Source organism: Betaproteobacteria bacterium (assembly GCA_016713305.1).
Classification (GTDB): Bacteria; Pseudomonadota; Gammaproteobacteria; order Burkholderiales.
The window spans coordinates 197707-221844 of sequence record JADJPK010000011.1; the positions used below are offsets into that span (position 1 = coordinate 197707).

16 protein-coding genes and 3 pseudogenes are annotated in these 24138 nt (G+C 65.1%); 5 read left to right on the forward strand and 14 right to left on the reverse strand.

What is annotated here, in order from left to right; genetic code table 11:
- Window positions 1-1026 (forward strand): acyl-CoA dehydrogenase, encoded by a 1026-nt coding sequence (locus IPK20_16230; GenBank protein ID MBK8018113.1) that lies wholly within the window; start codon window positions 1-3, stop codon window positions 1024-1026.
- Window positions 1027-1057: 31 nt separating this feature from the next.
- On the opposite strand, the gene IPK20_16235 is transcribed toward IPK20_16230, so the two are convergent.
- On the reverse strand, window positions 1058-2467 hold the full coding sequence (locus tag IPK20_16235; protein MBK8018114.1) for a DUF3999 domain-containing protein: 1410 nt from the start codon (window positions 2465-2467) through the stop codon (window positions 1058-1060).
- Window positions 2468-4668: 2201 nt separating this feature from the next.
- Between IPK20_16235 and IPK20_16240 the strand changes: the two genes are divergently transcribed.
- Window positions 4669-7296, forward strand: a complete 2628-nt coding sequence (locus tag IPK20_16240; protein MBK8018115.1) for a pyruvate kinase — start codon at window positions 4669-4671, stop codon at window positions 7294-7296.
- A gap of 72 nt (window positions 7297-7368) precedes the next feature.
- On the opposite strand, the gene IPK20_16245 is transcribed toward IPK20_16240, so the two are convergent.
- On the reverse strand, window positions 7369-8673 hold the full coding sequence (locus IPK20_16245; GenBank protein MBK8018116.1) for an aminotransferase class I/II-fold pyridoxal phosphate-dependent enzyme: 1305 nt from the start codon (window positions 8671-8673) through the stop codon (window positions 7369-7371).
- 112 nt (window positions 8674-8785) lie between these two features.
- A complete protein-coding gene (cysB, locus tag IPK20_16250) occupies window positions 8786-9724 on the reverse strand; it encodes an HTH-type transcriptional regulator CysB (GenBank protein ID MBK8018117.1) in 939 nt (312 codons plus the stop codon).
- A 209-nt stretch (window positions 9725-9933) separates the two neighbouring features.
- Between cysB and IPK20_16255 the strand changes: the two genes are divergently transcribed.
- Complete coding sequence (locus IPK20_16255) at window positions 9934-10377, forward strand: hypothetical protein (GenBank protein MBK8018118.1); 444 nt, start codon at window positions 9934-9936, stop codon at window positions 10375-10377.
- 104 nt (window positions 10378-10481) lie between these two features.
- On the opposite strand, the gene dusA is transcribed toward IPK20_16255, so the two are convergent.
- The gene (dusA, locus tag IPK20_16260) at window positions 10482-11489 is read right to left on the reverse strand and encodes a tRNA dihydrouridine(20/20a) synthase DusA (GenBank protein MBK8018119.1); all 1008 of its coding nucleotides are present in this window, start codon (window positions 11487-11489) and stop codon (window positions 10482-10484) included.
- An 893-nt stretch (window positions 11490-12382) separates the two neighbouring features.
- Here dusA and IPK20_16265 point away from each other — a divergent pair.
- Together IPK20_16265 and IPK20_16270 are read left to right on the forward strand one after the other, a co-directional pair.
- Window positions 12383-13854 (forward strand): annotated as a pseudogene (locus tag IPK20_16265) (DegQ family serine endoprotease).
- 203 nt (window positions 13855-14057) lie between these two features.
- Window positions 14058-15241, forward strand: a pseudogene (locus IPK20_16270) (ABC transporter substrate-binding protein).
- Window positions 15242-15305: 64 nt separating this feature from the next.
- On the opposite strand, the gene IPK20_16275 reads toward IPK20_16270, so the two are convergent.
- From IPK20_16275 to IPK20_16320, 10 genes and pseudogenes are all read right to left on the reverse strand, one after another.
- On the reverse strand, window positions 15306-15593 hold the full coding sequence (locus IPK20_16275) for an alpha/beta hydrolase (GenBank protein MBK8018120.1): 288 nt from the start codon (window positions 15591-15593) through the stop codon (window positions 15306-15308).
- A gap of 213 nt (window positions 15594-15806) precedes the next feature.
- Window positions 15807-16214: an alpha/beta hydrolase gene (locus IPK20_16280; protein ID MBK8018121.1), complete on the reverse strand. Its 408-nt coding sequence runs from the start codon at window positions 16212-16214 to the stop codon at window positions 15807-15809.
- A 75-nt stretch (window positions 16215-16289) separates the two neighbouring features.
- Window positions 16290-17399: a homoserine O-acetyltransferase gene (locus IPK20_16285; GenBank protein ID MBK8018122.1), complete on the reverse strand. Its 1110-nt coding sequence runs from the start codon at window positions 17397-17399 to the stop codon at window positions 16290-16292.
- A 2-nt stretch (window positions 17400-17401) separates the two neighbouring features.
- Window positions 17402-17695 (reverse strand): hypothetical protein, encoded by a 294-nt coding sequence (locus tag IPK20_16290; GenBank protein MBK8018123.1) that lies wholly within the window; start codon window positions 17693-17695, stop codon window positions 17402-17404.
- Window positions 17661-18476 carry a hypothetical protein gene (locus tag IPK20_16295; GenBank protein MBK8018124.1) on the reverse strand — a complete coding sequence of 272 codons (816 nt, stop codon included), beginning with the start codon at window positions 18474-18476 and terminating at the stop codon, window positions 17661-17663. The genes IPK20_16290 and IPK20_16295 overlap by 35 nt, the downstream gene beginning before the upstream one ends.
- A gap of 645 nt (window positions 18477-19121) precedes the next feature.
- Window positions 19122-19478, reverse strand: a complete 357-nt coding sequence (locus tag IPK20_16300) for a hypothetical protein (GenBank protein ID MBK8018125.1) — start codon at window positions 19476-19478, stop codon at window positions 19122-19124.
- A gap of 2 nt (window positions 19479-19480) precedes the next feature.
- Window positions 19481-20281 carry a hypothetical protein gene (locus IPK20_16305; protein MBK8018126.1) on the reverse strand — a complete coding sequence of 267 codons (801 nt, stop codon included), beginning with the start codon at window positions 20279-20281 and terminating at the stop codon, window positions 19481-19483.
- A 429-nt stretch (window positions 20282-20710) separates the two neighbouring features.
- Window positions 20711-21283: a pyridoxamine 5'-phosphate oxidase family protein gene (locus IPK20_16310; GenBank protein ID MBK8018127.1), complete on the reverse strand. Its 573-nt coding sequence runs from the start codon at window positions 21281-21283 to the stop codon at window positions 20711-20713.
- An 81-nt stretch (window positions 21284-21364) separates the two neighbouring features.
- Window positions 21365-22853, reverse strand: a pseudogene (locus IPK20_16315) (CoA-acylating methylmalonate-semialdehyde dehydrogenase).
- A 303-nt stretch (window positions 22854-23156) separates the two neighbouring features.
- Window positions 23157-24138: MlrC C-terminal domain-containing protein (locus IPK20_16320; GenBank protein MBK8018128.1), on the reverse strand; the 982-nt coding region annotated here is incomplete at its 5' end.

The window sequence follows — 24138 nt, forward strand, 5'->3', positions numbered from 1 at the left end:
ATGGACGATCCCTTCGACGATGCGCTGGTGCGGCTGCTGGGGGACAGGTGTCCTTCCGCGCGCGTGCGCGAAATCGAGGACGGCGATTCGGCCGCGGATCTCTGGCGGAGTCTCGAAGAGGGGGGATTCGCCGACGCCATGGTGGCCGAAGAGGCAGGGGGTAGCGGACTCGACCTTGCCGCCGCGTCGCGGATGATGGCGTCCTGCGGCGTTCACGTGCTGCCGCTGCCGCTGCCGTTCACCATGCTCGCGCGAGCCTGGCTTGCGCAGTGCGGCGAACCGGTACCGCCGGGGCCCGTGACCTTCGCCGCCGTTCCGTCTCGCCGGCAGGAGGACCGGATCCTGGTGCAGCGCGTACCCTTTGCCGCGACGGCTGCATGGGTGCTGGCCGAAGTGGACGATGTGCTTCGCCTGCTCCCCGCGGCCGAAGCGCAGGCAGAGCCGGGTGCGGATGGTGCAGCGCTGGGGAACGCCGGGTGGCGCTGCTGGTCTTCAGCGACGCTGGAACGTTCGCCCGTGGTGCCCCGGTTCGATTGGCGCAGTGCCGGCGCCTGCGTGACGGCGGCCATGATGGCCGGCGCCATGAACCGCGTGCTCTCCGACACGCTTCGCCACGCCAACGAGCGTTCGCAGTTCGGGCGCACGCTGGGCAAGTTCCAAGCGATCCAGCACCAGCTGAGCGTGATGGCGGAGCAGGTGTCGGCCGCCATGGCCGCAGCGGCGCTCGGGTGTGCCGGAGCCCGCCTGTTCCCCGGTCACTTGCAGGCGGCAGTGGCGAAATCGCGTGCCTGCGAAGCGGCTGTCATCGTAGCCACGTCGGCGCACGCCCTTCACGGCGCCATCGGCATCACGGCGGAGTTCGACCTGCAGTTGCGTACGCGGCGTCTGCACGAATGGAGAATGGCATTCGGAACGGAGTCGTACTGGCACGGACGTCTCGGCGCAGCGCTGCTCGAGCGGCGCGACGCAACGGTGCTCGATTTCGTTCGGGAGAACGTTTCCCCGACCGGGACGGCAGACGCCTGAGCGGCCGGCCTCCGGCGTCACGGCGGATGACTCAGTGGTGCTCGCCGGGCGAAGCCGGCGCCTTGTCTTCGCCGCCCTGGGTCGATTCCTTCATCAGCTTGAGCGCCATGGCGCCGAACACCACCACACCGGCGACGAGCAGACCCCACAGACCCAGTTTTCGATAATCCGTGCGCTCGCGGCGGGCGGCATCGCCGGACGCGAGAGACTCGGCGCCGACGGTCGCCGTGGCGGGAACGATTGCATCCGTCGTGCCATGACCGGGAACGAGCGTGGACAGCGGTATGGCCGTGGAATCGGCGCCCGACTTGCCGTAGGCGAGAACGAAGGGTCCGGCGCCGCGCGCAGCGAAGACGATCTCCGCCGGCCTCCATTCCACGCGCAGTCGCGGTGCCTTTGAAGGCATGGCCGCCGCTGCCGACCCGAGCCGCACGCGCACGTGGCGCAGGGGGCCTCCGCTCACCGTCAGCGGCGGGTTCACGAACGTGGCGCCGTTCTGCTGCAGTCGGTACACCACGCCCCGGCCGATGGGGATCCAGGGGGCGGATTCCCCGGTGCGAACTTCGATCTCCACGGCGAGCACCGTGTTGTCCTCGGCCAGGTCCAGCGTTGCGCGCTCCACGGCCAGCGGCGATTCGAGGTCGTACTCCCACGCGTGGGCGCCGGAATCGATCCGGACGGGATCGACGCTGATGGAGTCGTGCGCGTGCCGTGGAGCACCGCCGTCCAGCAGCGCGTCGACACGGACCAGCGGCAGAGCGTCACCGGAGGTCCGCACGACGCGGAGATAGCGCGATCGCGTCGCACCGGCATCCACGCGCAGCTGCGCCAGGCGCTCGCCGCCGAATCGCATGCGGACGATCGGTGCCTCCGACACCACGGTGTGCCACGCCGAGAGGTCGTCGCTCGCATCCACCGATACGCGGGAGGCAATGCTCGATGGATCCTCTGCCAGGGTGAAGTCGAGCGCCTTGACCGGCGCGCCGAGCGTGCTGGCGTCGAGAATCCATGCGTTCGGCTTCGTGCCGGTCGCCCGGTGCGCAGAGCGGACACGAACCACGCCGCCGTCGGCGCGCACTTCGACGCGGATTTCCTGCGCGTCCAGCGGCAAGCCCCCATCCGTGACCAGCGGAAACACCGGCAGCTTGCGGCGCTGCTCGGCATCCCGGACCGGCTCGGGCAGACGCAAGGCATGCGGCACCGCCTCGCCCGCGCCGTTGAACACCCGCAGGTCTCCCAGGTCCGGCCGGGCTGAGTGACGGTAGGTCAGGGCCGGAAGGCGCGCCGCCTGGAACGCCTGGCCCTCGCGGACCGTGATGGGCGCGGTGTAGCCGAAGTTCGATGGCGATTCGGCGGCCATGGCGCAAGCGGGGCAGGAGAAGCCCAGGCCGATCGCCGCGGTGGCGAGAACTCGAGCGAGCATTGTCTTGAGCGACGTCACGCCCCGGCCTGCCGTTTCGGCGGAACGGGCGCGAACCAGCCCACCACCAGCATGAGCAGACCCACGCCCACGAACGACACGATGCGTTCCACGCTGCCCACGTGCGCGAGATCGAAGAGGAAAAGCTTGGCGACGGTGACCGCGAGCAGCGCAGCGCCGACGATCCACGAAGGGCGGCGCTTCCATCGATGGGCAGCCACCATGAGCGCCAGGGAGATGAGCGTCCAGAACAGCGACAGGGCCGCCTGCGTGAGCGTCGAATTCATGACGCCCTCCGGATCCAGCGGCGTACCGGCGAAGTGATGCAGCGCGTGCAGGAGCGAGCCGTTCAGCACGAGAAATGCAGCGGCGCCAAGGATGCCGTAGCGCAACCAGGGGCGGCCGCCGAACCACCGGGCGATCGGTGGATCCCCGCCGATGCGTCGCATCCAGATCTCCACGGAGAGCAGCGCCCCGAGAGAAGCGAGGTCCAGGGGATTCAGCAGGGGCACGTAGGGGAGCGGCGCCGCCGAGCCGTCGGAAGCGAAATTGACGAGCACGGTGAACGCGACGACGACCCCGGCCAGTACGCCACACGCGATCCAGCGGTATGCGCTGCGATGCGTCTCGAACGGCCAGGCGAAGCGGCCCGTCGCGGTGGCCGCGAATGCGAGCATGAGCGCGACGACCGCGATGACACCTGCCAGAGGCCACGCCGTGTCCGGCCGGGCGAGCGTGCCGAGCAGCCAATGCGTCTGGCTCGCGAGCACGCACACGAGGAGCCAGTAGCCGGCAGCATGGACGGCTGCCGGTGTGATCAGGCCCGCGCGGTCCTGACGTCTCAATACCGCAAAGTGAACGGCGAAGAGCGCGGGCCAGCCCGCCAGACCGGCGCCGGACAGAGGCGGGATGTCGGAGAACCGTTCGAGCGCCGCGATGAACACGGCTACGGCGAATCCGCCCATCGCGGGCCAGCGCAGATCGGTCCACGAAAGACGCACTCGCAGGAACTCGAGCGCGGCACAGGTTGCGGCGGTGAACAGGAGCGACAGTCCGGGTTCCCACGGATCTGATGCGAACATCGAGATCTCGCGCAGGCCTCCCACGAGCCACCACGCGAGTGCGGCGGCGAGAGGAAAGTGCCGCAGCATGCGTTCCGGTTCCGTCGCACGTTCGCGCTGCCGATCGAGTTGCCACGCGGTGAAGAACGCGCTGCCGGCGAGCAACGCAAAGCCCAGGCAGTCGCGATTCAGGACGGCGACCGGTCCCGGTTGCCAGCCCAGCCTGTCCAGAAACATCACCGCGGCACCGAGTTGCAGCAGGTACCCCGCGACGCGTGGCAACCAGCGGCTCTGGCGAAGTCCGAGCCACACGACTGCGGCGCCTTCGAGCGCCCAGGCGGCGGAAGACCAGCGCGCGTCGAGCGCCAGGGGGATCGCCAGCGTCGCGGCGATGAACGCGAGCGAGGCGAAACCCGCAGTGAGCAAAGGCAGTTCGTTCCCGTGCCGGCGGCGCACCCAGCGGGAAGCGGCGACGTAGCAACCGCTCATCACCAGCGCGCTGATCGCCATGCCGTACTCGAAATCGCGCACCAGGTGGACCTGGAGCGCTGCAGCGACGACCGGAAGTCCGAAGACCAGTGTCCCATCCAGATAGCGGTCTGCTGTTCGCTCCGCATGCCGGGCGAACAGCGTCGGTATGGCGAGATAGATCAGGAAGAAGGCGGCGAGGAAAGGCTGCGTGCTCGCCCACAGATCGGGCCGGTAGAACCGTGCGCCCCACGAGGCACCGATGACGAACGTGAAGACGAACCCGGTCAGATTGAGCAGGCGCCATGCGCGTCGTGCGGCAATGGCGAGAATGCCCAGGTTCAGCAGCGTGTAGTAGGCGAACAGCGCGACGTGGGATCCTCCCCCGGTCGAAGCGAGTACCGGCGCGAGAAAGCCGCCGCTCACGGCGAGAAGGGCGAGGGCCTGCGCGTTCTGCCGCAACGCCAGGATGACGGAGAAGACGGAGAGCGCCGCGAGCAGACCGAACGCCGCGGTGGGCGGCAGCAGCCCGTAGAGGCGGAAAGCGGCGAATATCGTGAGATACATGATGCCCACGCCCCCGCCCTGCAACGCCGTCGCGAAGCCGGGCCGCCGCTGGCGTTGCCACCAGCCGATCGCCCCGAGCGCCATGCCGCCCAGCATGGCGCCGGCCACCCGCAGTTCCGGCGGAACATGCGCGTGGTCGTAGGCGTACTTGAACAGGAATGCGACGCCGAAGAACAGGATGACGATACCGACCCGGACGACGGTGTTGCCGCCGGTGAACCACCCGAGAATGCGCTTGACGAACTCTCCGGCCGGCGACGGGCCGCGGGCCCAGGAACTGGACAGAGGCTCGGGTTCCGGGGCCGGTTCCGGGGCGATTGCCGACACCGCCTCGCCGGGTTCCCCGGCCGTGCCGTCGGTCGAGACCGGCGCCGACGCGACGACGGACGGTTCGTCGATTGCCGCGTCCACCGGCGAGCCCGCCTGCATCTCGCTGGAATCGACCTGAGCCGCAACGGCAGTTTCAGGGGGTGCCGCACCGGCTTCCAGGTTCCTCAGCCGGGCGCGCAGCAGCTCGATGGCAGCGCCCTGTTCCCGAACCTGATTCTCGAGTGCCTCCAGGCGCGAGGTGGCTGCGACGGGAACCGGATTCTTGCGGCGCAACAGGAAAGCGATGACGGCGCCGCCGATGGCGCCGACGATGGCGCCCCCTTCGTCACCGATGCTGCCGCCCAAGGCGGCTCCGAGCAGGAGTCCGATGAACCACATGGCGGCGGATTCTACGCGCGCTGCCGGCCGCGCCGATCATTGTTGATCCAGCAGCACAGCGATTTTCGTCATCAGGATTACATTGTCCGATCACATCATGGCCGTTTGTTCCCGGCCATCCGGAAGCAGGAGCAGAGCGTGGTGAAGGGCAGAGAGGGCGCCGGTCAGGCGCCCTGGGAAGGGGAAGACGTCGAAGCGCTGATCGGCGAACTGTTTGCGTTGAAGAACGGGCTGCTGGAGGCGCAAGGGGACCAGCGTGACGCGGTCGCCGCGGTGCATCCCGAGCACGTGGCAGGTGCCACCAATCTGGTGCACTACGTGGCCCTGCGGCAACGGGACGTCCGCTCGTTGCAGGACCGCCTGGCGCGCATGGGGCTCTCCTCCCTGGGGAGGGCCGAGTCGCACGTCATGGCCAATCTCGACAAGGTGCTGGGGCTGTTGCACCGGTTATGCGGAAGGCCGTGGTCGGTCATGTCCGCCGACGAACCGGCCGGCTACAACTCCGCGCGCCGTCTGCTCGCCGCGCACGCCGACGCGCTGCTCGGCGCTGCGCCACCGGCGTGTCCCGTGCGGATCATGGTGACGATGCCGGCCGAGGCGGCGGAGGACTACGGGCTCGTACGGGACATGGTGCTTGCCGGCATGACCTGTGCCCGGATCAATTGTGCACACGACGGTGAGCCGGTCTGGCAGGCGATTGCGGACAACGTGAAGCGCGCCGCCGCCGAGGCCGGCCGGTCGTGCAGGATTCACATGGATCTCGGCGGGCCCAAGCTGCGCACCGGCCCGGTCGAGCCGGGACCGGCCGTCCTCAAATGGAAGCCCGGCCGCGATGCCTTGGGACGGGTGATCCGCCCCGCACGGATCGGCCTGCACCCCTTCGGTGAATCGCCCGGGGCGGACGTTCCGGCGGACGCGCATCTCGGCGTGGATGGGGAGTGGCTGGCGCAGCTCGTGACCGGGGACGCTGTGGAATTCGTGGACGCGCGCGGAGCTCACCGGCGCCTGGACATCGTGGACGTCCAGACCTGGGGCTGCATGGCGGAGTCGAGCCGCACCGCCTACGTCGTACCGGAAACCCGCCTGACCCTTTCGTCGGAACGCCTGGTTCATGGCCGCCGGACCAGCGGCGTGGGCGATATTCCGCCCGGGCCCGCGGTACTGAAACTGCACAACGGCGAACGCATCGTGCTGGGAAACGGCGGTCTCACCGGCAGACCGGCCGCCCCCGGCCCCGAGGGCGCGACACGGCCCGCCACGATCGGCTGCACGCTTCCGGAGGCATTGCGGCGCATTCACGTCGGCCAGCGCGTGTACTTCGACGACGGCCGCATTCGAGGTGTCGTGCGTGGCGTGAGCCATGGCAAGGCTGAAGTGGAGATCACCCGGGCACGCGAGGAAGGCGACAGGCTGGCACCGGACAAGGGCATCAATCTGCCCGACACGGACATCGATGTTCCCGCACTGACGGACACGGATCGCGCGGATCTTGCCTTTGCCGTGACCGTGGCGGACTCCATCGGACTGTCCTTCGTGCGCAGCCCGGTGGACGTGATCCTCCTGCAGGAGGCGCTTCGAATGCTGGGCGCGGAGCATCTGGGCATCGTGCTCAAGATCGAGAACCGGGCGGCGTTCGGGCAGTTGCCCGAATTGCTGCTCACCGCCATGCGCAGCCGATGTGCCGGTCTGATGATCGCGCGCGGCGATCTCGCCGTGGAGATCGGCTACGAGCGGCTGGCCGAAGTGCAGGAAGAGATTCTCTGGTGCGCCGAAGCCGCCCACATGCCCGTCATCTGGGCCACCCAGGTGCTGGAAGGGCTCGCCAAGACCGGCCAACCGTCCAGGGCCGAGATCACCGATGCCGCGATGGGCGAACGGGCCGAGTGCGTGATGCTCAACAAGGGGCCGCACATCGTCGAGGCCATCGAAACCCTGGTCGGCATCGTTTCGCGCATGGCAGGTCACCAGCACAAGAAGCAGTCGTGGCTGCGGCGTCTGCGTTCGTGGGACCTCGACGACGCCGATCTGCCCGCCCCAACGAGATGAAAAAGGCCGCCCGTTCGTGGGCGGCCAACCGGGGAGGCGCTGCCCGAAGACAGCGCGGGAGGAACGCGGGAATCAACCGTTGCCGACGAGCTTCGGCTTGGTGGAGGTCGCCGCCCGAAGCGCCTGCTGGACATCCTCGAGAATGTCGTCGATGTGCTCGATGCCGATGGACAGCCGGACCAGGTCCGCCGTGACACCCGCACGGGCCAACTCCGGCGGCGTGAGCTGCCGATGAGTGGTGCTGGCGGGATGGCAGGCCAGGGACTTCGCATCCCCGATGTTCACCAGACGCGTGACGAGCTTGAGCGCATCGATGAACCGGGCACCGGCCTCGGCACCGCCTTCGATGCCGAAACTGAGAATCCCGGAGGCGTGGCCACCAAGATAACGCTGCGCGAGTTCGTGGTCCTTGTCGCCCGGCAGGGCGGCGTACTTGACCCACGTCACCTTGGGATCGGACTTCAGGTATTCCGCCACCGCAAGCGTATTGGAATTGATGCGGTCCATGCGCACCGCCAGCGTCTCGATGCCCTGCAGCAGGAGGAAGCTGTTGAGCGGCGAGAGCGGGGCGCCCATGTTGCGCAGGGGAACGACGCGGGCACGGGCAATGTAGGCCGCTGCGCCGAGCGCCTCGACGTAGTTGACGCCGTGATACGACACGTCCGGCTCGTTCAGCCGACGGAACCGCTGTGCGTGCTGACCCCAGGGGAACTTGCCGGAGTCCACGATGGCGCCGCCGATGCTGTTGCCGTGTCCACCGAGATACTTGGTGAGGGAATGCACGACGATGTCGGCACCGTGCTCGAAGGGGCGGCACAGGTACGGCGTGGCCACGGTGTTGTCCACGATGAGAGGCACGCCGGCCTTGTGCGCGAGATCGGCGAGCGCCTGGATGTCGACGATGTTGCCGCCGGGGTTGCCGATGGTTTCCGCATAGACGGCCTTGGTCTTGCCATCGACGAGACGGAAGAAGTCAGCGGGATTGCGCGGATCGGCAAATCTCACCTCGATGCCGAGTTGCGGAAACGTGTGGGCGAAGAGGTTGTACGTGCCGCCGTAGAGCGTGCTGGCGGAGACGATGTTGTCGCCCTGTTCGGCGATGGTGAGAATGGCGTAGGTAATCGCGGCCTGGCCGGACGCCAGCGCCAGTGCGGCAATGCCGCCCTCCAGGGCCGCCACCCGCTTTTCCAGCACGTCGGTGGTCGGATTCATGATGCGCGTGTAGATGTTGCCCTGGACCTTGAGGTCGAACAGATCGGCACCGTGCTGCGTGCTGTCGAACGCGTAGGACGTGGTCTGGTAGATGGGTACCGCCACCGACTTGGTGACGGGGTCGGGCGTATAGCCGCCGTGAACGGCCAGGGTTTCGAGCTTCATCGGTCCTCCTGTCAGTGCCGCTGGTCGCGGCGCCGGAAATGAAGCCGAAACTTACCGGGGGCGCTTTAGTCCGTGAAGTTCTGTTTTCCGATATGGATATGAAACGGCGGAATCAAGTCGTTGCGGGTGCCGGCGTGGACATCGCCGTGTCGACGGCGTCCCGTGTGAGATGGGGCGCGAACATCTCGATGAAGTCGTAGGCGAATCCGCGCAGGTAGGTGCCGCGCCGGATGCCGATGCGCGTGGTGTTGGGCTCGAACAGGTGGGAGGCATCGATGGCCCGCAAGTGGCGATCCCGCTTGGGGTCGAAGGCCATCTCGGCAATGATGCCGATGCCCAGTTCCAGCTCCACGTAGGTCTTGATCACATCTGCGTCGATGGCGGTCAACACGATGTCGGCTTTCAGCCCCTTGCTCTCGAACGCGCGCTGCATGGTCGAACGCCCGGTGAACGCGAAGTCGTAGGTGATGATCGGGAATCGTGCGATGGCCTCCAGAGACACCCGCTTCATCTCGAGGAGCGGGTGCTTCGGCGGGACCACGATGCAGCGATTCCATTGGTAGCAGGGCAGCATCGCCAGCTGTCCGTACATGTCCAGCGCTTCCGTGGCAATGGCGATGTCGGCCTGACCGTGGATCACCTGTTCCGCAATCTGAGTGGGGCTGCCCTGCTTCAACGACAGCCGCACCTGCGGATAGCGCTTCATGAACTGCCTCACCACCGGGGGCAGGGCGTACCGGGCCTGGGTGTGGGTCGTCGCCACCGTGAACGAGCCGGTGGTTTCCCTGTGGAATTCCGCGCTGACGTCCTTGAGGCTGCGGGCCTCCAGGAGGATGCGCTCGGCGATGGCCAGGACTTCCTGTCCTGGCGGCGTGATGCCCACGAACCGCTTGCCCGAGCGCACGAAGATCGTCACGCCCAATTCCTCTTCGAGCTGAAGGATTTGTTTGCTGAGCGCCGGCTGGGACGTGTACAGGGTTTGCGCAGCCTTCGAGAGGTTGAGGCCCTGTCGAGATACTTCGACGATCGTCCTGAATTGCTGGAGTTTCATGGTTCAGACCCTGTAGCCGGGCCGGGATTATGGCAGGGACGTCCGGCGCCGGGCAGTCCGCATTCCCCTGACGGGATCCAAAATTCTAAAGATTTGTTAGGTTTGGTCGTAAGTACGTTCACCAGCTTTTGCGGTACCGATGGACAAGGTGGATGCGGTTTCGAATGTCTCGACGCGCACCGAGTCAGGTCTGAAGGATGGAGAGTGCGATGGGAATTCGGGGATGGATGCTGGCGGCACTGGCCGTCGCTGCGTTGCAGGGTTGCGCTTCGTCGGTCACGACTGCCGGCAGCGGCCTGCAGGTGATGGGCAAGATCGAAGGCATCTACGTGGAATCCCGTCCGGGCGTGCTGGTGGAGCAGTCGCTCGCCCGGGGCGGCCGTGACCTGCCCGTGTGGGCCAACGTCGTTCTGAATGCACCGACCGAAGACGGCCGTATGACGCTGAGCGCGCGTCTCGAGGATGGACTGGTTGTCGAGACCGGAGACCTCGTGGCCGTACGCCTGGCTCCCGTCGGCAACAACAATGTCGCCGCTGGCCCGTTGAAGCCTGCGATGGTGGCGGGTGTGATCGACCGGGGTGACACGCTTGCGGCCCCGATTCCGGCGCGCGAACCGCTGCGCCGGGTGTCGTGGACCGAAAGCCTGCGCTGACCGGTTCCCCGGAAGGTCCGAAGCTCGGCCTTCCGGTGCAAGTCCCGGGGTAGCACGACACCCCGGGCTCCCATTTTCGGCCGGGTCTGGTCCGGCCCGGAACGTCAGGCCGCCAGTTTTCCGGACACCGCAGGACTCGCGGCCGACATGGCAGCCAGCGCACGCCCGATGAGTTCGGGTCCCGCGTCCGGCCGATGAGCCTCCTCGCTCAATGTGCGCCGCCAGGCTCGCGCACCCGGCACACCCTGGAATAGCGCCAGGATATGACGCGTGATGGCGCCGATGGGCGTTCCGGTCGCACACATCCGCTCCGCATACGCGACCATCGCGCGCACGACTTCCGGTCGGTCCACGGTCTTCTCCGTGTCTCCGAACAGCCGCGCATCGACGGCGGCCAGCATCCAGCAGTTGTAATAGGCCTCCCGCCCCAGCATGACGCCATCGAGCACGCGCAGGTGCGCCTCGCATTCGTCCAGCGTGCGCAGACCTCCGTTGAGCACGACGCCCAGGTCGGGATAGAGGCGCTTCAGTTCGTGTACCACGTCGTAGCGAAGCGGCGGGATCTCTCGGTTTTCCTTGGGGGAAAGGCCGTCGAGCCAGGCGTTGCGGGCATGCACGATGACGGTTCGGCAGCCTGCTTCACGCACTTGCTGCACAAGTGCATGGAGACGGTCGGGCGTTTCGTCACGGTCGATGCCGATGCGGGTCTTGACGGTCACGGGAATCCGGACCGATCGCACCATGGCGTCGACGCACCGGGCAACCAGCTCGGGTTCCGCCATGAGGCAGGCGCCGAAGCGTCCGCTGCGCACCCTGTCGCTGGGACAACCCACGTTCAGATTCACTTCGTCGTAGCCGTACTGCTCGACCATCCGCGCACAGCGGGCCAGCGCGTCCGGATCGGAACCTCCCAACTGGAAGGCGACCGCGTGCTCCGCAGCATCGAACTGAAGAAAGCGGTTGGAGTCCCCGTGAATGAGGGCGCCGGTCGTCACCATCTCGGTGTAGATCTCGGCGGGCGCCGTATCCTTACAAAAGAAGTAGCGCGCGTGCCGCTCCGTGAGATCCAGCATGGGGGCCACGCAGAAGCTGTGCGTATGGGAGGTGTGCATGTTGACCATCGATGGATCCGCGATTCTAGGGAAGGCCTGATGTGCGTGCATCAACGCAGCGCCGGCAAAGCGAGCTTGGGGTGGGTGTTCAGTCATGCAAGAGGAGTCGTTTCCCGACCTCTCCTGCACCCGGGGGGCGCGGGAACGTCCCATGCCACGTGAGGCCGGCAAGAGAACAAAAAGAAAAAAGCCCCGCGGGTGCGAGGCTTTGTAGAGGGGCCGGGGATTGTTTTCAGCAGGACGGGCTTCGGTAGAGCCTTTGCTTTCGTCCTGCCGGGGTCTCCTCGCCGGCGTCGAGTGCTTGTTTCACTGGGGAGTTGGTCTCCTCCCCCTGGATGTTCTGCGGGGTTGGTATTGGTCTCCCGCCCCCTGATGGCCTGTCTGTTTGCACTGACTGTGCCAGCTCCCTAAGTGCCGGAAAAATTGGAAGAACGCTGCCGGCCTCTGGGCTGGAAACGCAAACGTGTAAGCCAGGGCGACAGAGATGGCGAGGCGCTGCAAAGGGGGCGTGCGAAACCTGTCGGGGAACGGCTACGCCCTTGACGGACTGCCGGTCGCCCCCCATTTGCCTGTCTCAAGATTTTCCCTGGGCTTCGAGACGACCCTGGGCCGCGAAGTGCGCTTTCCACTCGCACGAAACCGCGTGGCGGGCCTGAGAGCCGTAGAAATGTCGGGAACCGGAGACGAACGAGCAGCACAAAATTTTCCGACACCTGCGGCGCGATCGAGCGTTGGGCCCATCAGACACCCGTTGCTATTCCGGAGAGGGTGCGGGAGATCGTGACGCAGTGCCTAAGAGGATTCCGTCCGGCGGATTCACGCGCCGGGAACCTGGACAACGCGCCGTTGTTCTAAACGGCGTCATCCGACTTATCGATGCAGGAGTCGTTCGAATGAATAAATCCGTCGTTGCCTCGGCTGTCGCTGCCGCATTTGCCACGGGCCTGTTCGCAGCGCAGTTCGGTCTGGAAAAAGCGCTGGTGGGCGAAACGCATGCGGTGCCCAAGACGGTCGCCGTCGATCCTTCTTCTCCCACAGGCTCGAGCACACCCACACTGTCGGGCAATCTTCCCGATTTCAGTGCTCTGGTGGAGAGCCAGGGTCCCGCCGTGGTGAACATCAGCGTGTCGAAGGTCGTGAAGAACGGCGTGCCCAATGGCATGCAGGGTGTTCCCGAAGACTTGCAGGAATTCTTTCGGCGGTTCCAGCCGCAGCCTCGCGGGCCCGAAGACGGCTCGCCTGTCCCGCAGGGCGTGGGCTCCGGTTTCATCATCAGTCCCGATGGTTACGTGTTGACCAATGCGCACGTGGTGAAGGACGCAGACGAAGTGACGGTGCGGCTCACCGATCACCGCGATTTCCGGGCAAGGTGATCGGCGTGGATTCCCGGACGGATGTCGCGCTGTTGAAGATCGATGCCGACAATCTGCCGTCCGTACGCGTGGGCAGCCCGGATTCGGTGAAGGTCGGCAACTGGGTCGCCGCGATCGGGTCTCCCTTCGGCCTGGAGAACACGGTCACGGCCGGCATCGTCTCCGCGAAGTCGCGCAATCTGCCCAGCGACGCCTACGTTCCGTTCATCCAGACGGACGTTGCAGTCAATCCCGGCAATTCGGGCGGGCCGCTGTTCAACCTGTCGGGCGAAGTGATCGGCATCAACTCGCAGATCTACAGCCGCACCGGCGGGTACATGGGATTGTCGTTCGCGATTCCCATCGACGTGGCCATGAAGGTGAAAGACGACCTGCTCAAGTACGGCAAGGTCCAGCGCGGCCGCATCGGCGTGACGATCCAGCAGGTGAACAAGGATCTCGCCGGTACGTTCGGCCTGGACAAGGCACGTGGCGCATTGGTCTCCGGCGTGGAGAAAGGGGGGCCGGCCGATTCCGCAGGATTGAAGGTGGGCGATGTCATCCTCTCGGTCAACGGGAAGCAGATCGATCAGTCCATCGATTTGCCGCGGATCATCGGCGAAGGCAGACCCGGCAGCGACTTCAAACTGGAGATCTGGCGTGAAGGCAAGTCTCGCGAAGTGGGCGTGAAGCTTGGCGAAACGCCATCGGAGCAAGTGGCCGAGGCGGCACAGCCTGCCATGAAACCCGCGAAGCTGGGACTGGTGGTGCGTCCGCTGAGCGCCGAAGAGACGAGCCGGCTCCAGACACGCAGCGGCGTGGTGGTCGAGCGAGCGGAAGGACCCGCGGCCAAGGCGGGCATCCGGCCGGGCGATGTGATCGTCGCGCTCAACAGCGAGCCGGTGGATTCTCCGGAGAAGCTGCGCAGCCTTATCGAACACTCCAAGGACCGCGTGGCGATTCTGGTTCAGCGAAACGATGCGAGATTCTTCGTGCCGGTGCCGCTGAGCTGACGCTGTCTCATAGAAGCCCGAAAGGCCGCCCTTGGGCGGCCTTTTTTGTAATGGAGTGTCCTCTTCCCGATGGCGAGGTGTTCCTGCCCGGACGGGCGGTCGCGTGACTGGGATGTTGTCTTCGGGAATGCTTTCCGGATTCAATGAACGTTCACTCGTGTTGCGCCAGGAGCGGGGTCATGGGATTGTGTCGAGCGGTCACGATGGTGGTTTCGTTCTTGATCGGATTCGCAACTGCGCCTTCTTCTCAGGCCCAGAGGTACGTTGGACCGGGCGTGAGCGAGACGGAGATACGGCTCGGCCAGACGATGCCCTACAGTGGTCCCTTGTCCGCATACGGAGCGTCGGGACACGCGCAGGCTGCGTACTTCCGGATGCTGAATGAAAGGGGAGGCATCAATGGCCGCAGGATCACGCTTCTTTCGCTCGACGACGGATACAACCCTGCGAAGGCTGTCGAGCATACCCGCCGCCTCGTCGAGCAGGAGAACGTGCTTCTGCTCTTCAGTTCGGTCGGCACTGCCACCAATCTTGCGGTCCGTAAGTACCTCAACCAGAAGAAGGTTCCACAGCTGTTCGTCGCAGGTGGCGATTCAGCCTGGGGATCACCGCAGTTATCCGTGGACGATGGGTTGGATGCCCACGTTCCGCGCCGAGGACGTCTCTACGCGAGACATACTGCAGACTCGTCCTGCTGCGAAGATCGCCGTGCTTTACGCAGCGGACGATTACCGGCAAGGACTACCTGAAAGGGTTTCGCGAAGGACTTGGCGACAAGGCAGACTCCATGATCGTTGGACTTGCGTCGTTCGAGTGGTCCGATCCCACCGTCGATTCACAAGTGATTTCCCTCAAGTCGTCCGGCGCCGATACGCTCTTTACGGCAACCTACGGAAAGCAGGCCACGCAGGCTATTCAGAAAGTCTGGTCGCTCGGCTGGCGTCCGGCACACTACACGGCCATCCCGGCGGCGTCGCCCCGCGGGATACTGGCGCCGGCCGGTCTGGAAAAATCAGTGGGCATGATCTCCGCGTACTACGCAAAAGATCCCTCCGTACCACGCTTTCGCGAGGATGCGGCCGTGAAGGAGTATTTCGCCTGGGCCAGGAAGTATTACGAGGGCGATCCGCAGGATGGCATCGCGACGTACGGATATCAGGTCGCTCAGGCATTGGAGTACGTCCTGCGGCAGTGCGGTGACAATCTCTCGCGAGAGAACGTGATGAAAGTCGCCACCAGCCTCAAGGACATTTCCTTTCCTCTTCTCTACCCCGGCGTGAAAGTCAACACCTCATCGACCGACTACCAGCCCATCCGCCAGTTCGTCATGATCCGGTTCGACGGAGAGAACTGGATACCCTTCGGCGAAGTGGTCACGGAAGACTAGACGGCGACGGGGGCCGTAGGGCTCCACCTGTTGTCGAGTCGGGCGTGGCAGTGCCCAACCCCGATCAAGGGCGAGCCAATTGTCTATGCAGGAAAGAGAGGGCCGCGGAATTGAAATCTGCCGGTGCCACGAACGGCGGTACGTGTGAAATGCCGGGAAACACGCGTCGTTCGACGTCCGGCATGACGGACTCCAACGCATCCAGCATCAACGTGAACATTCTCGGGCTGATCTCGCCACCGACGAGCATGGTCGGCGAGCGGACAGCACGAGCATCCTCCATCGAGAACGGCGAAAAGAACCCGTCGTTGGAAAACTCCAGATACATCTCGGGCGCGTTCTGCATCACCATGTGCCGGACGTCCGGATCGAAGGAGGCGAACGCTCCTTCGCCCAAAGTGCGTCGCACAGGATCTCCTCCCCGCTCTGTCCTGCCGTCCATGAACGCGCGTGCCGCAGGTTGCCAGGTCTTTCTTTCATAGTCCTGCCAGGCTTCCACGCCCGCGGAGCGTTGTCCAGCGCGTCCGGTACGAACGGCTCGCTAAGCACGAGGCTGTGGACGAGATCAGGCCGTTTCCTGGCTGCGTGCAACGCGACCAGCCCGCCTGAGGACTGCGCGACCAGCGTGGCGGGGCCGACCGCCAGCTTGCCGGATGAGTTCGGTGAGATCATCCGCGTGACGACGGATGTCCACGCTCTGCGGGGCGCCGGCCCAACGATTGGGATGATGGTGCCGTCGACTGTAGACGATCACCCGGTGCTCCCGGCCGAAGTCGGCCATCTGCGAGAACCACGCGCGGTAGTCCGCAAATGAGCCATGAACGAAGACGACCGCGTGGCCCTTTCCATGTTCGAAGACATGCAGTTGGGTGCCGTCATCGAGTTGCACCGGACGGACCGGCAGATCATAGGTGGAGGCTCCTACCGGTGTGGCTTCGCCTCCGGCAAGCTGCTGGTGGAACCCGCCCGTCACGAGACTCGCGATCTGGATCTGGGGTCGACAACTCCGACTGGATCTCTTCGATGCGGTGCGATTTCCGGGCATTCTTCACGGTTTGTCTTCCAGGAATCGACGAATCTCCTCGGCCACCCGTCCAATACCGAAGCGGCCCTCCAAGTGGCCCATGGGACCGTCGAGCGCAACGTAGCGCGCGGCGATGCCTCTCTTGGACAAGATGTCCACGTCGCGCTTGAGCGAACTCTCGACCGTGACGATATCCGAAGGTGTGCCGATCACCAAGACACGGGCTCGTACTCGCTGCAGCCCCTTCTCGACGGATTCTTCACCCGCGAGCGTGAACGTCTGGATCGCTTTCGCAGCCATCAGATAGCTGTTGGCATCGATCACGGATGCGAAGTAGCGACCGATCTGCCGTTGCTGGGATTCCCATGCGTACAGGTTCGCGTCCTCTTCCGCCGGATTGGCGGTCTCCTGCGCCCACTTGCGACCGAATGCGGAATTGATCCATGGGTGCTGGGCAACGGTCATGAGTTGGACTTCGATCGCTGACGAAACGCCATCGTCGGGTTCGGCTCCGGTACCGTAGTCGCCATGGTGCCACTTCGGATCCAGGACGATCGGCCTCGTCCATGCGCGGATCCACCCGATAGTGCTGCCGTCGACCTGCGCGCCGCCGCCTACTGCGACCAGACGGGGCACGACATCCGGGAATCTGGCCGCCCATTCGAAGCCCTGCAAGGCTCCCATCGACCACCCCGCCACGGCATGCAGCCGGGTGATTCCGAGGCCGGCGATCAACTCCTGTGCGCCCGGACGGGAGTCGCTCAAGGTGATCCGGGGAAAATGGCGTCCGTACGAGTTGCCCGTGTGGGGATTCGTGCTGAGTGGTCCTGTCGTGATCACGTTCGGGTCACGGGCATTTGTGTTGGCGAGGGTGTCTGCGCTGACGACGAAGTAGCGATCTGTGTCGATCGGCTTGCCCGGGCCGATGATGGCGTCCCAGTACCCCGGTTCTGGATCGTCGGAACGATACTTTCCCGCGGCATGCGAAGTGCCGAGAAACATGTGCGGAATGAAGACGGCGTTGTCACGATTCGCGTTGAGACGGCCGTACGTCTCGTAGCCGATCCGCACGTTGGTGAGGGTGTGCCCCGACCCTGTGACGAAGCTCTCCAGAACGAACGTCTTCTTCTGCACGATCATATCGGCGGCGACGGCGTACTGGTAGCCCCATGATCAGCAGAGCGACGTGGCACAGCAGAGTGATCGACCTGAACATTTCGCCTTCCTCCTCTCGAGTGGCACCCGGAGTGCCATGTACACGAGCATCGGCGAGGAGGGCTCACCGATCGGTAACGGATGACGGTCGGCGGGATCAGTGCCTGAGTTTCGACGGAAGGGAGGATGCCGAGGGTCGAGAGGAGGGCCGTGCGGCAGCGCCGATAGACGTTGACCGCTTCAGCGTGCCGGCCCTGAGCCAGCAGCGCGGACATCCAACCTCGATAAAAGGCTCGTGGATGGGATCGATTTCCAGTGCGGGCCATGGTATCTGCGGCTTCCGGCCAGTTTTGCCCGCTGCGCCAACGCCTGATACTCCCGCTCGACCAGCCTCTGCATCCGCGATCGGTGCCGGTCTCTGGCCGGTAACATCAGGGGCTGTGCCGGCTCGTTGTCCAGAAAGTGTCCGCGATAGAGGCCCAGGGCCTCGTGAGCCGCATTGGAACCTCCGGGGTACCGGAGAGCGGTCTCGGACAGGCGATCGAATGCTTCGGCGTCAATCCAGCAGACGTCCTCGTTGAGTGAGATCCGTCCCTCCTCCAGGAGAACCGTGTGCTCTACGCACAACAGTTTCCTCAAGCGGTGGAGCGCCATCGAGAACGCGTCGGCCGCCGCATCGCCGTCGGCGTCTGGCCAAAGCGACTCCCAGAGCCGTTGGCAGTCCACGGAGCGCCCGCCTCGCGCGATCACGCCTTTCAAGAGCTCGAGCGGCCTCTTGGGTGACTTGCCCGCGAATTGCAGTCTTGATCCCTCGATCTCGATCTCGAATGTTCCAAGGCAACGGATGCGTACCGGCCATGGCCAATGCGATGGGCGGTTTTCCGGGGGACGGAGCTTGCGCATCCGGATGAGTCGTTGCACGTAGTCGGTCTCGATTCCCTGTTCGAGCGCTGCCGAAGCCAGTTCGCTCATCATCCACGGGAGCCAGACGTAGGTGTTCATTGCCCCCAGACGGCGGCCACGGGCCAGACCTTCTGCCAGATGTTTGCGGGCCATTTCCATTTGGCCGGCCCGCCCCGCCGAAAACGCGGCAACGAGTGATGCCTCGAAGCGTATCTTCTCCGCTCCTTGCGCCGGAAGGAGGTGTCTCACCTGTTCGAGATGAGCTTCCGCGTTCTCGAGCTCCCCGCAAAGCCGTGTGCGATCGCGGCCATGTGGTGGTCGGTGATGGCTGTGCCCTCGGAGTGGAGCTCGCGTGACAACCTCAAGGCCTCGGCAAGGATATCGATTGCTGCCCGGCACAATCTGCGACAAAGAAGCAGTTCAGCGTGGAGATGGCGTACGCGAATGCGGTCCTGCGGGACGCATGGTCGGTTCAAGGCCAGCAGTTGGGGCAGGCGTTCTTCCGCTCGATCAAGATCGCCACGACCCGTTGCGTCCCAGAACTCCACCATGATCATGGCCGCGCCGACGGCCGGAGATCCCGATCTCGCACCAGCCAGGCGAAGTTCGTCGACGACGCGCAGGGATTCATCGACCGTAGCGGCCTGCCGATGGTGGTGAAACTCCGCGAGCAGCCACCAGGCTCGTACGAAATCCGAGCGCGCGGGTACCCAGCAGGGGATTGATCATCGCCACGAGACCTGCGGATTTGATGGGTTCGAAACCAATCGAAGTGCGTCAGCAGCAGCGCCGCAGCGCTCACCCGCTCATGGATATCGAGGGGCGGTCGGTCAGCCCGTAGACGTGCTCGGCGCATAGTGCAAGGAATGGCCGCCCGGGCCGGACGAACATGAGGGCCGTCATCAGCATGGCGTAACAACGTAGCTCCGCTTCGGGCGAGGAGAAGGCAATTCCTTCCTCCAGAAGCTGTTCGAGAGATTCCGTCCAAGGTATCAGACCCCCATAGTCGCCTTGCTCGAAATAGTAGGTTTCCACGATGGCTGAGGCTGCCTGCGCGCATCCCTGACGGTCGTTGTTCCGCTCGAAGTGGCCGTAAGCGTGTTCGAGGGCAGCAACCAGGCAAGAGGGTGACGTCGAGATGGTCGCGATTCCCATGCTCAGCGACAGCGGTCCGGGTCCTCGACCAGGAACCTCGGTATGCGGCCGAGCCAGTCTCGCAGCACGCCGGTTCGTCCCTGCGATCGCAATCCTTGTGATTCGGCGATCACGACCCGACCGGCAGCCAACCACTCTTCCGCCTGCAGGTACAGATCGATGGCGGCTTCATTGGCCCCCGCAACCTCGAGAGCCTGGGCTGCGGCCGCGCGCAGTTCCCGCAAGGCACGCCCGCCCAGTTCGTTCTCTGCCGTCTTGAGAAGGAAGGAGCGAAACAGGTCGTGATATCGGTACGTTGCGTCGACGCCTCCGTGGCGTTCCGTAAAGAGATTGCCGCGCGACAGAGCTTCGAGAATTCGGGGCGCTTCCTGCCGACCCGAGAGGGCGATCGCCAGACTGCCGGGTACATCGGCAACCACGGACGTGCGAAGCAGAACCCTCCGCTGATCCGGTGTCAGCCGATCGAGCACCTCGGTCGCGAAGTATTCGTCCAGCCGTTCGACGGATGTCCGGTCCGACAGATTGGCATATTCACGGCGCGAATCGCCGGGACTCAGCAACAAACGCATACCGGCGGGCCAACCGGCGCAGGCATCGCATAGCTGCACGGCCGTAATGGGACCGAGACCCGAAAACTCGGCCGTTTCCGCCACCGTGAACCTGAGGGAATGCCAGTCGATCAGACTCATGCGGCTGTCCGCCAGCAAGGCCGTGAATGCCTTCGACGGTGAAGAACGGCTCGCGATCACGAGGCGCGACCCCGGCGGCACGTGCTCCACTGCCTGCCTGACGATATCCGCCACCCGGAGAGTCCGGGGGAACACGATGGAAGTTGTCGAACACCAGTACGGAGCAAGGTGGCAGGCGCGCGAACAGAGCGCGAAAGAACTGACGGCCGAACGCCCCAATATCCGGCTCGTATTCCTGCTTGAAGCGGGGCAGACGTCCGCCCTTGTTTGGCACACCAAGGCTGAGATGATGGAACAGACCCGCCACATCCTCGCCCGAATCCAGTTGATACCAAAGGCAAGGCCGTTGCCGTTCTTCGACGTAGCTGGCGACAAGGGAAGTTTTCCCGCCGCCGGGCGGCCCTTCGATCCACGCCAGGGGCGGTGGCGCGTCCAGTATTTCGAACAGCCGCCGGCGGAACATGAGGTGACCAGCCGATGGCCGGCTGAGCTTCGCGAGTCGGCTGGATCTCCTTGCCATCTAGGGACGCCGCGTAGCTTGCGTCAGAGATCCGTCCGATACCGTTCGCGCACGCCTGCGTCGAACGAGTCCACATCGCACTCCGGCAGTCCCCGATTGGCCGCGATCTCGCGGCCGAAGGAGATGGCGATCGGATCCGGCCAGGAACCGGGTATCCAAACATCGCTGCGAAGAATGGATTTCGCGCAGTGGAAGTAACAGCGGTGGACGCGGATGCGCGTCAGCAGCAGCGCATCTCGGCCGCGAGCCCCGTGGCGGGCGCACAGCGCCGGATCGTCGTCCAGTTCGGCCGCACCTTCGATCCTGAGCGTCTCACCGGTTCCCGGGACCACCGCGGTGATGGCCACGCGGCCGTTGTCCAGGATGTTCCGGAGCGTGTAGACCAGCTTGTTGCCATGACGCTCGGGCAGCAGCACGGTCCTGTCGTCTTCCACTTGCAGAAAGCCCGGAACGTCGCCCTTGGGCGAGACCATCGGCTGCCCACCCGGATCCACGGTGGCGATGAACGCCAGCGGACTGCGGGCGAGAAATGCCTGTGCCTGTTGGCGTGAGCCGGTCGTTGAATCCCTCTCTCTCTCTTCTCTTCGCGACCGCAGGTCCGGGCGAGCCGATGATCTCCGTCAGGCGTTCGATCGATTGAATACGGGCCATCGACTCTCCACCAGTACCGGGGCTGGCTATTTCATCGTTGGCATGACGAATTCAGCACCCCGCGCGGATGCCGGCGGGCCACCGGCGGTGATGGTCTTCATGCGCGTGAAGAAACGCACGCCTTCAGGACCGTACATGTGGTGGTCGCCGAACAGCGAGTTCTTCCAGCCGCCGAAGCTGTGGAACGCCATGGGCACAGGAATGGGCACGTTGATGCCCACCATGCCGATCTGCACGCGATTGGCGAACTCCCTTGCCGCATCGCCGTCGCGCGTGAAGATGGACACGCCGTTGCCGAATTCGTGCTCGTTGATGAGCGTCAGCGCCTGTTCGAAGTCGTCGACGCGCACCACCGCAGCACCGGCCCGAAGATCCCTTCGCGATAGATGGTCATTCCGGGCTTCACATCGTCGAACAGGCGGCCTCCGAGGAAGAAGCCTTTCTCGCACCCGCCGGCTTCAACCGCGCCCGTCCACCACGAGTTTCGCGCCTTCGCTCACGCCCTTGTCGACGTAACCGGTGACCTTGCCCAGGTGCTGGGACGTGACCAGCGGCCCCATTTCCGCCGCCGGGTCCATGCCCTGATTGATCTTCAGCGCGCGAGCACGCTGGGCCAGGCGTTCGACCAGTGCATCGGCGACCCCACCCACGGCCACGGCCACCGAAATGGCCATGCAACGCTCGCCCGCCGCTCCGTAAGCCGCACCCATCAGGGCATCCACCGCCTGGTCGAGGTCCGCGTCGGGCATCACGACGAGGTGGTTCTTTGCACCACCCAGCGCCTGCGCGCTATGCCGTTCTTCGCTCCGGTTTCATAGATGTACTTCGCGATGGGCGTGGAGCCCCCGAAGCTCACCGCCGCCACGTCCGGATGAGCGAGCAGCGCGTCCACGGCCGTCTTGTCGCCCTGGATGACGTTGAACACGCCGTCGGGAAGGCCCGCTTCCTTGAGCAGCCTCGCCATCAGGAGACTGGCGGAGGGATCGCGCTCGGACGGCTTCAGGATGAAGCAATTGCCGCAGGCGATGGCCACCAGGGATACATCCACATGGGCACCATCGCAGGGAAGTTGAAGGGCGTGATGCCCGCGCACACACGCCCAGCGGCTGGCGGACGGACCACGAATCGATGCCGGAACCGATCTGTTCCGTGAATTCGCCCTTGAGCAGTTGCGGAATGCCACAGGCGAACTCACGACCTCGAGCCCGCGGATGACCTCGCCCTTGGCGTCCGAGAACACCTTGCCGTGCTCGGCCGTGAGAATCGCGGCCAGCTCGTCCATGTGTTCGAGCAGATCCTTGTACTTGAACATCACCCGCGCGCGCCCAGGCGGGGGCGTTGCAGCCCAGGCCGGGATGCGGCCTTCGCGTTCCGGACCGCGGCATCCACCTCTTCGTTCGACGCCAGCGCCGCGCGGCCCGTCACCACTCCGCGAGCGGGGTCGAACACGTCGGCCGTGCGACCGCTGGTGCCCGGGGCTTCGCGGCCGTTGATCCAGTGGGGGATGTCCTTGATCTTGAGATTGGCGTCGAGAGGCTGTTCATGGTTGGGCGATAGGTTACTGGCGATGGGTCTTGGAGGATGGGGAGGGCGGGCTGTTCGCGATCTTCTTCCGGGCCTGTCCGGGAAAGTCTGATTCCTGTGCGCGAGCCGCGTGCACTGATCAGTCCTTGCCTGGACGCGATTGTGACAAGGCAGCCCGGCGTTACGAGGCTCGCGCGCGGAGAAATGTCTCGAATGATCGGGGCCTGCCGGTGGTCGGGCGGTACGAACATCCGACCCCTGCCATCGTCGACAGGGGTGCCGGGCCGGCCAAATTCAACGATGCCCGGCCGGAAACTCGTCCAGGGGGTAGATCGGGCGGCGGAGCTTCCTGTACTCGAAGGCCGTCCAGTCCGACGTTCCCACACCGGGTGCGTCGCAGAAGACCATGCCCTTGGCGATCGGCAGGAATACCGGCCGGAAGTACATCCGGGACTTGAGCAGGAGGAAGCGCTTGCGGGTCGGGTCGATGCCCACGCTGGTGAACACGGCGCGGTCCCAGGGCTCCTGGTTGCGCTCGATCACGACGATCTCCGCGGTGCCCGGTGTCCAGCACGGCCGTCCGCCCCATGTAGCAGCGCATTCCGGTGAACTGCGGCCCACTACCGTGTACTCCCCATCGGTGATGGCACGCACGACGCCGGTCAGACGCAGGTTCTCCCTTGCGGCCGATGGCGGCATGTCCATCTTGCCGCCGATGTCCAGCGTCACCGTGGCCCTGACGCCTGCCTCGATCATTCCGGGCGACGGCTTCCGGATCGCGCGTCGGGCCGACCGCAATGCCGTGAGCCCGGCGGCGAGCGCCTCCCACCAACACATACATGGTGTCCTGGTTCGCACCTGACGCACATTGTCGGCGTGATCGAGCAGCAGGATCGGCCCGCCGTGTTCGTCAGCCAGTTTCTTGGCTGCGCAGCGCGTCCGCCAGCGGCCGCCCGGTAGATGAAATCTTCCTTGCGGGCCCAGGCAATGTCGCGAATCCGTTCGCACTCGTCCCGGGCTTGATGCGCATTGCCCGTCCGCGACGGTGACGACGCTGATTCCGGCATCGCGGATATCCGCCTGCTGAAAACCGCCGAAAGAGGAGGCCGCGAGCAGTCCACGCCGTTCGCCCTCGCGCGCGCCGCGTCCGTGAATTCCTTGTTCGGGCCCTCGTTCCGTGTTCTGCTTGAGCGTGTGCGCCAGCAAAGGCCGGTTGCCCCAGGCCATGACGGGCTTCACCTCGCCCTTGATGGCACGCCACAGGATGCTGCCGGCG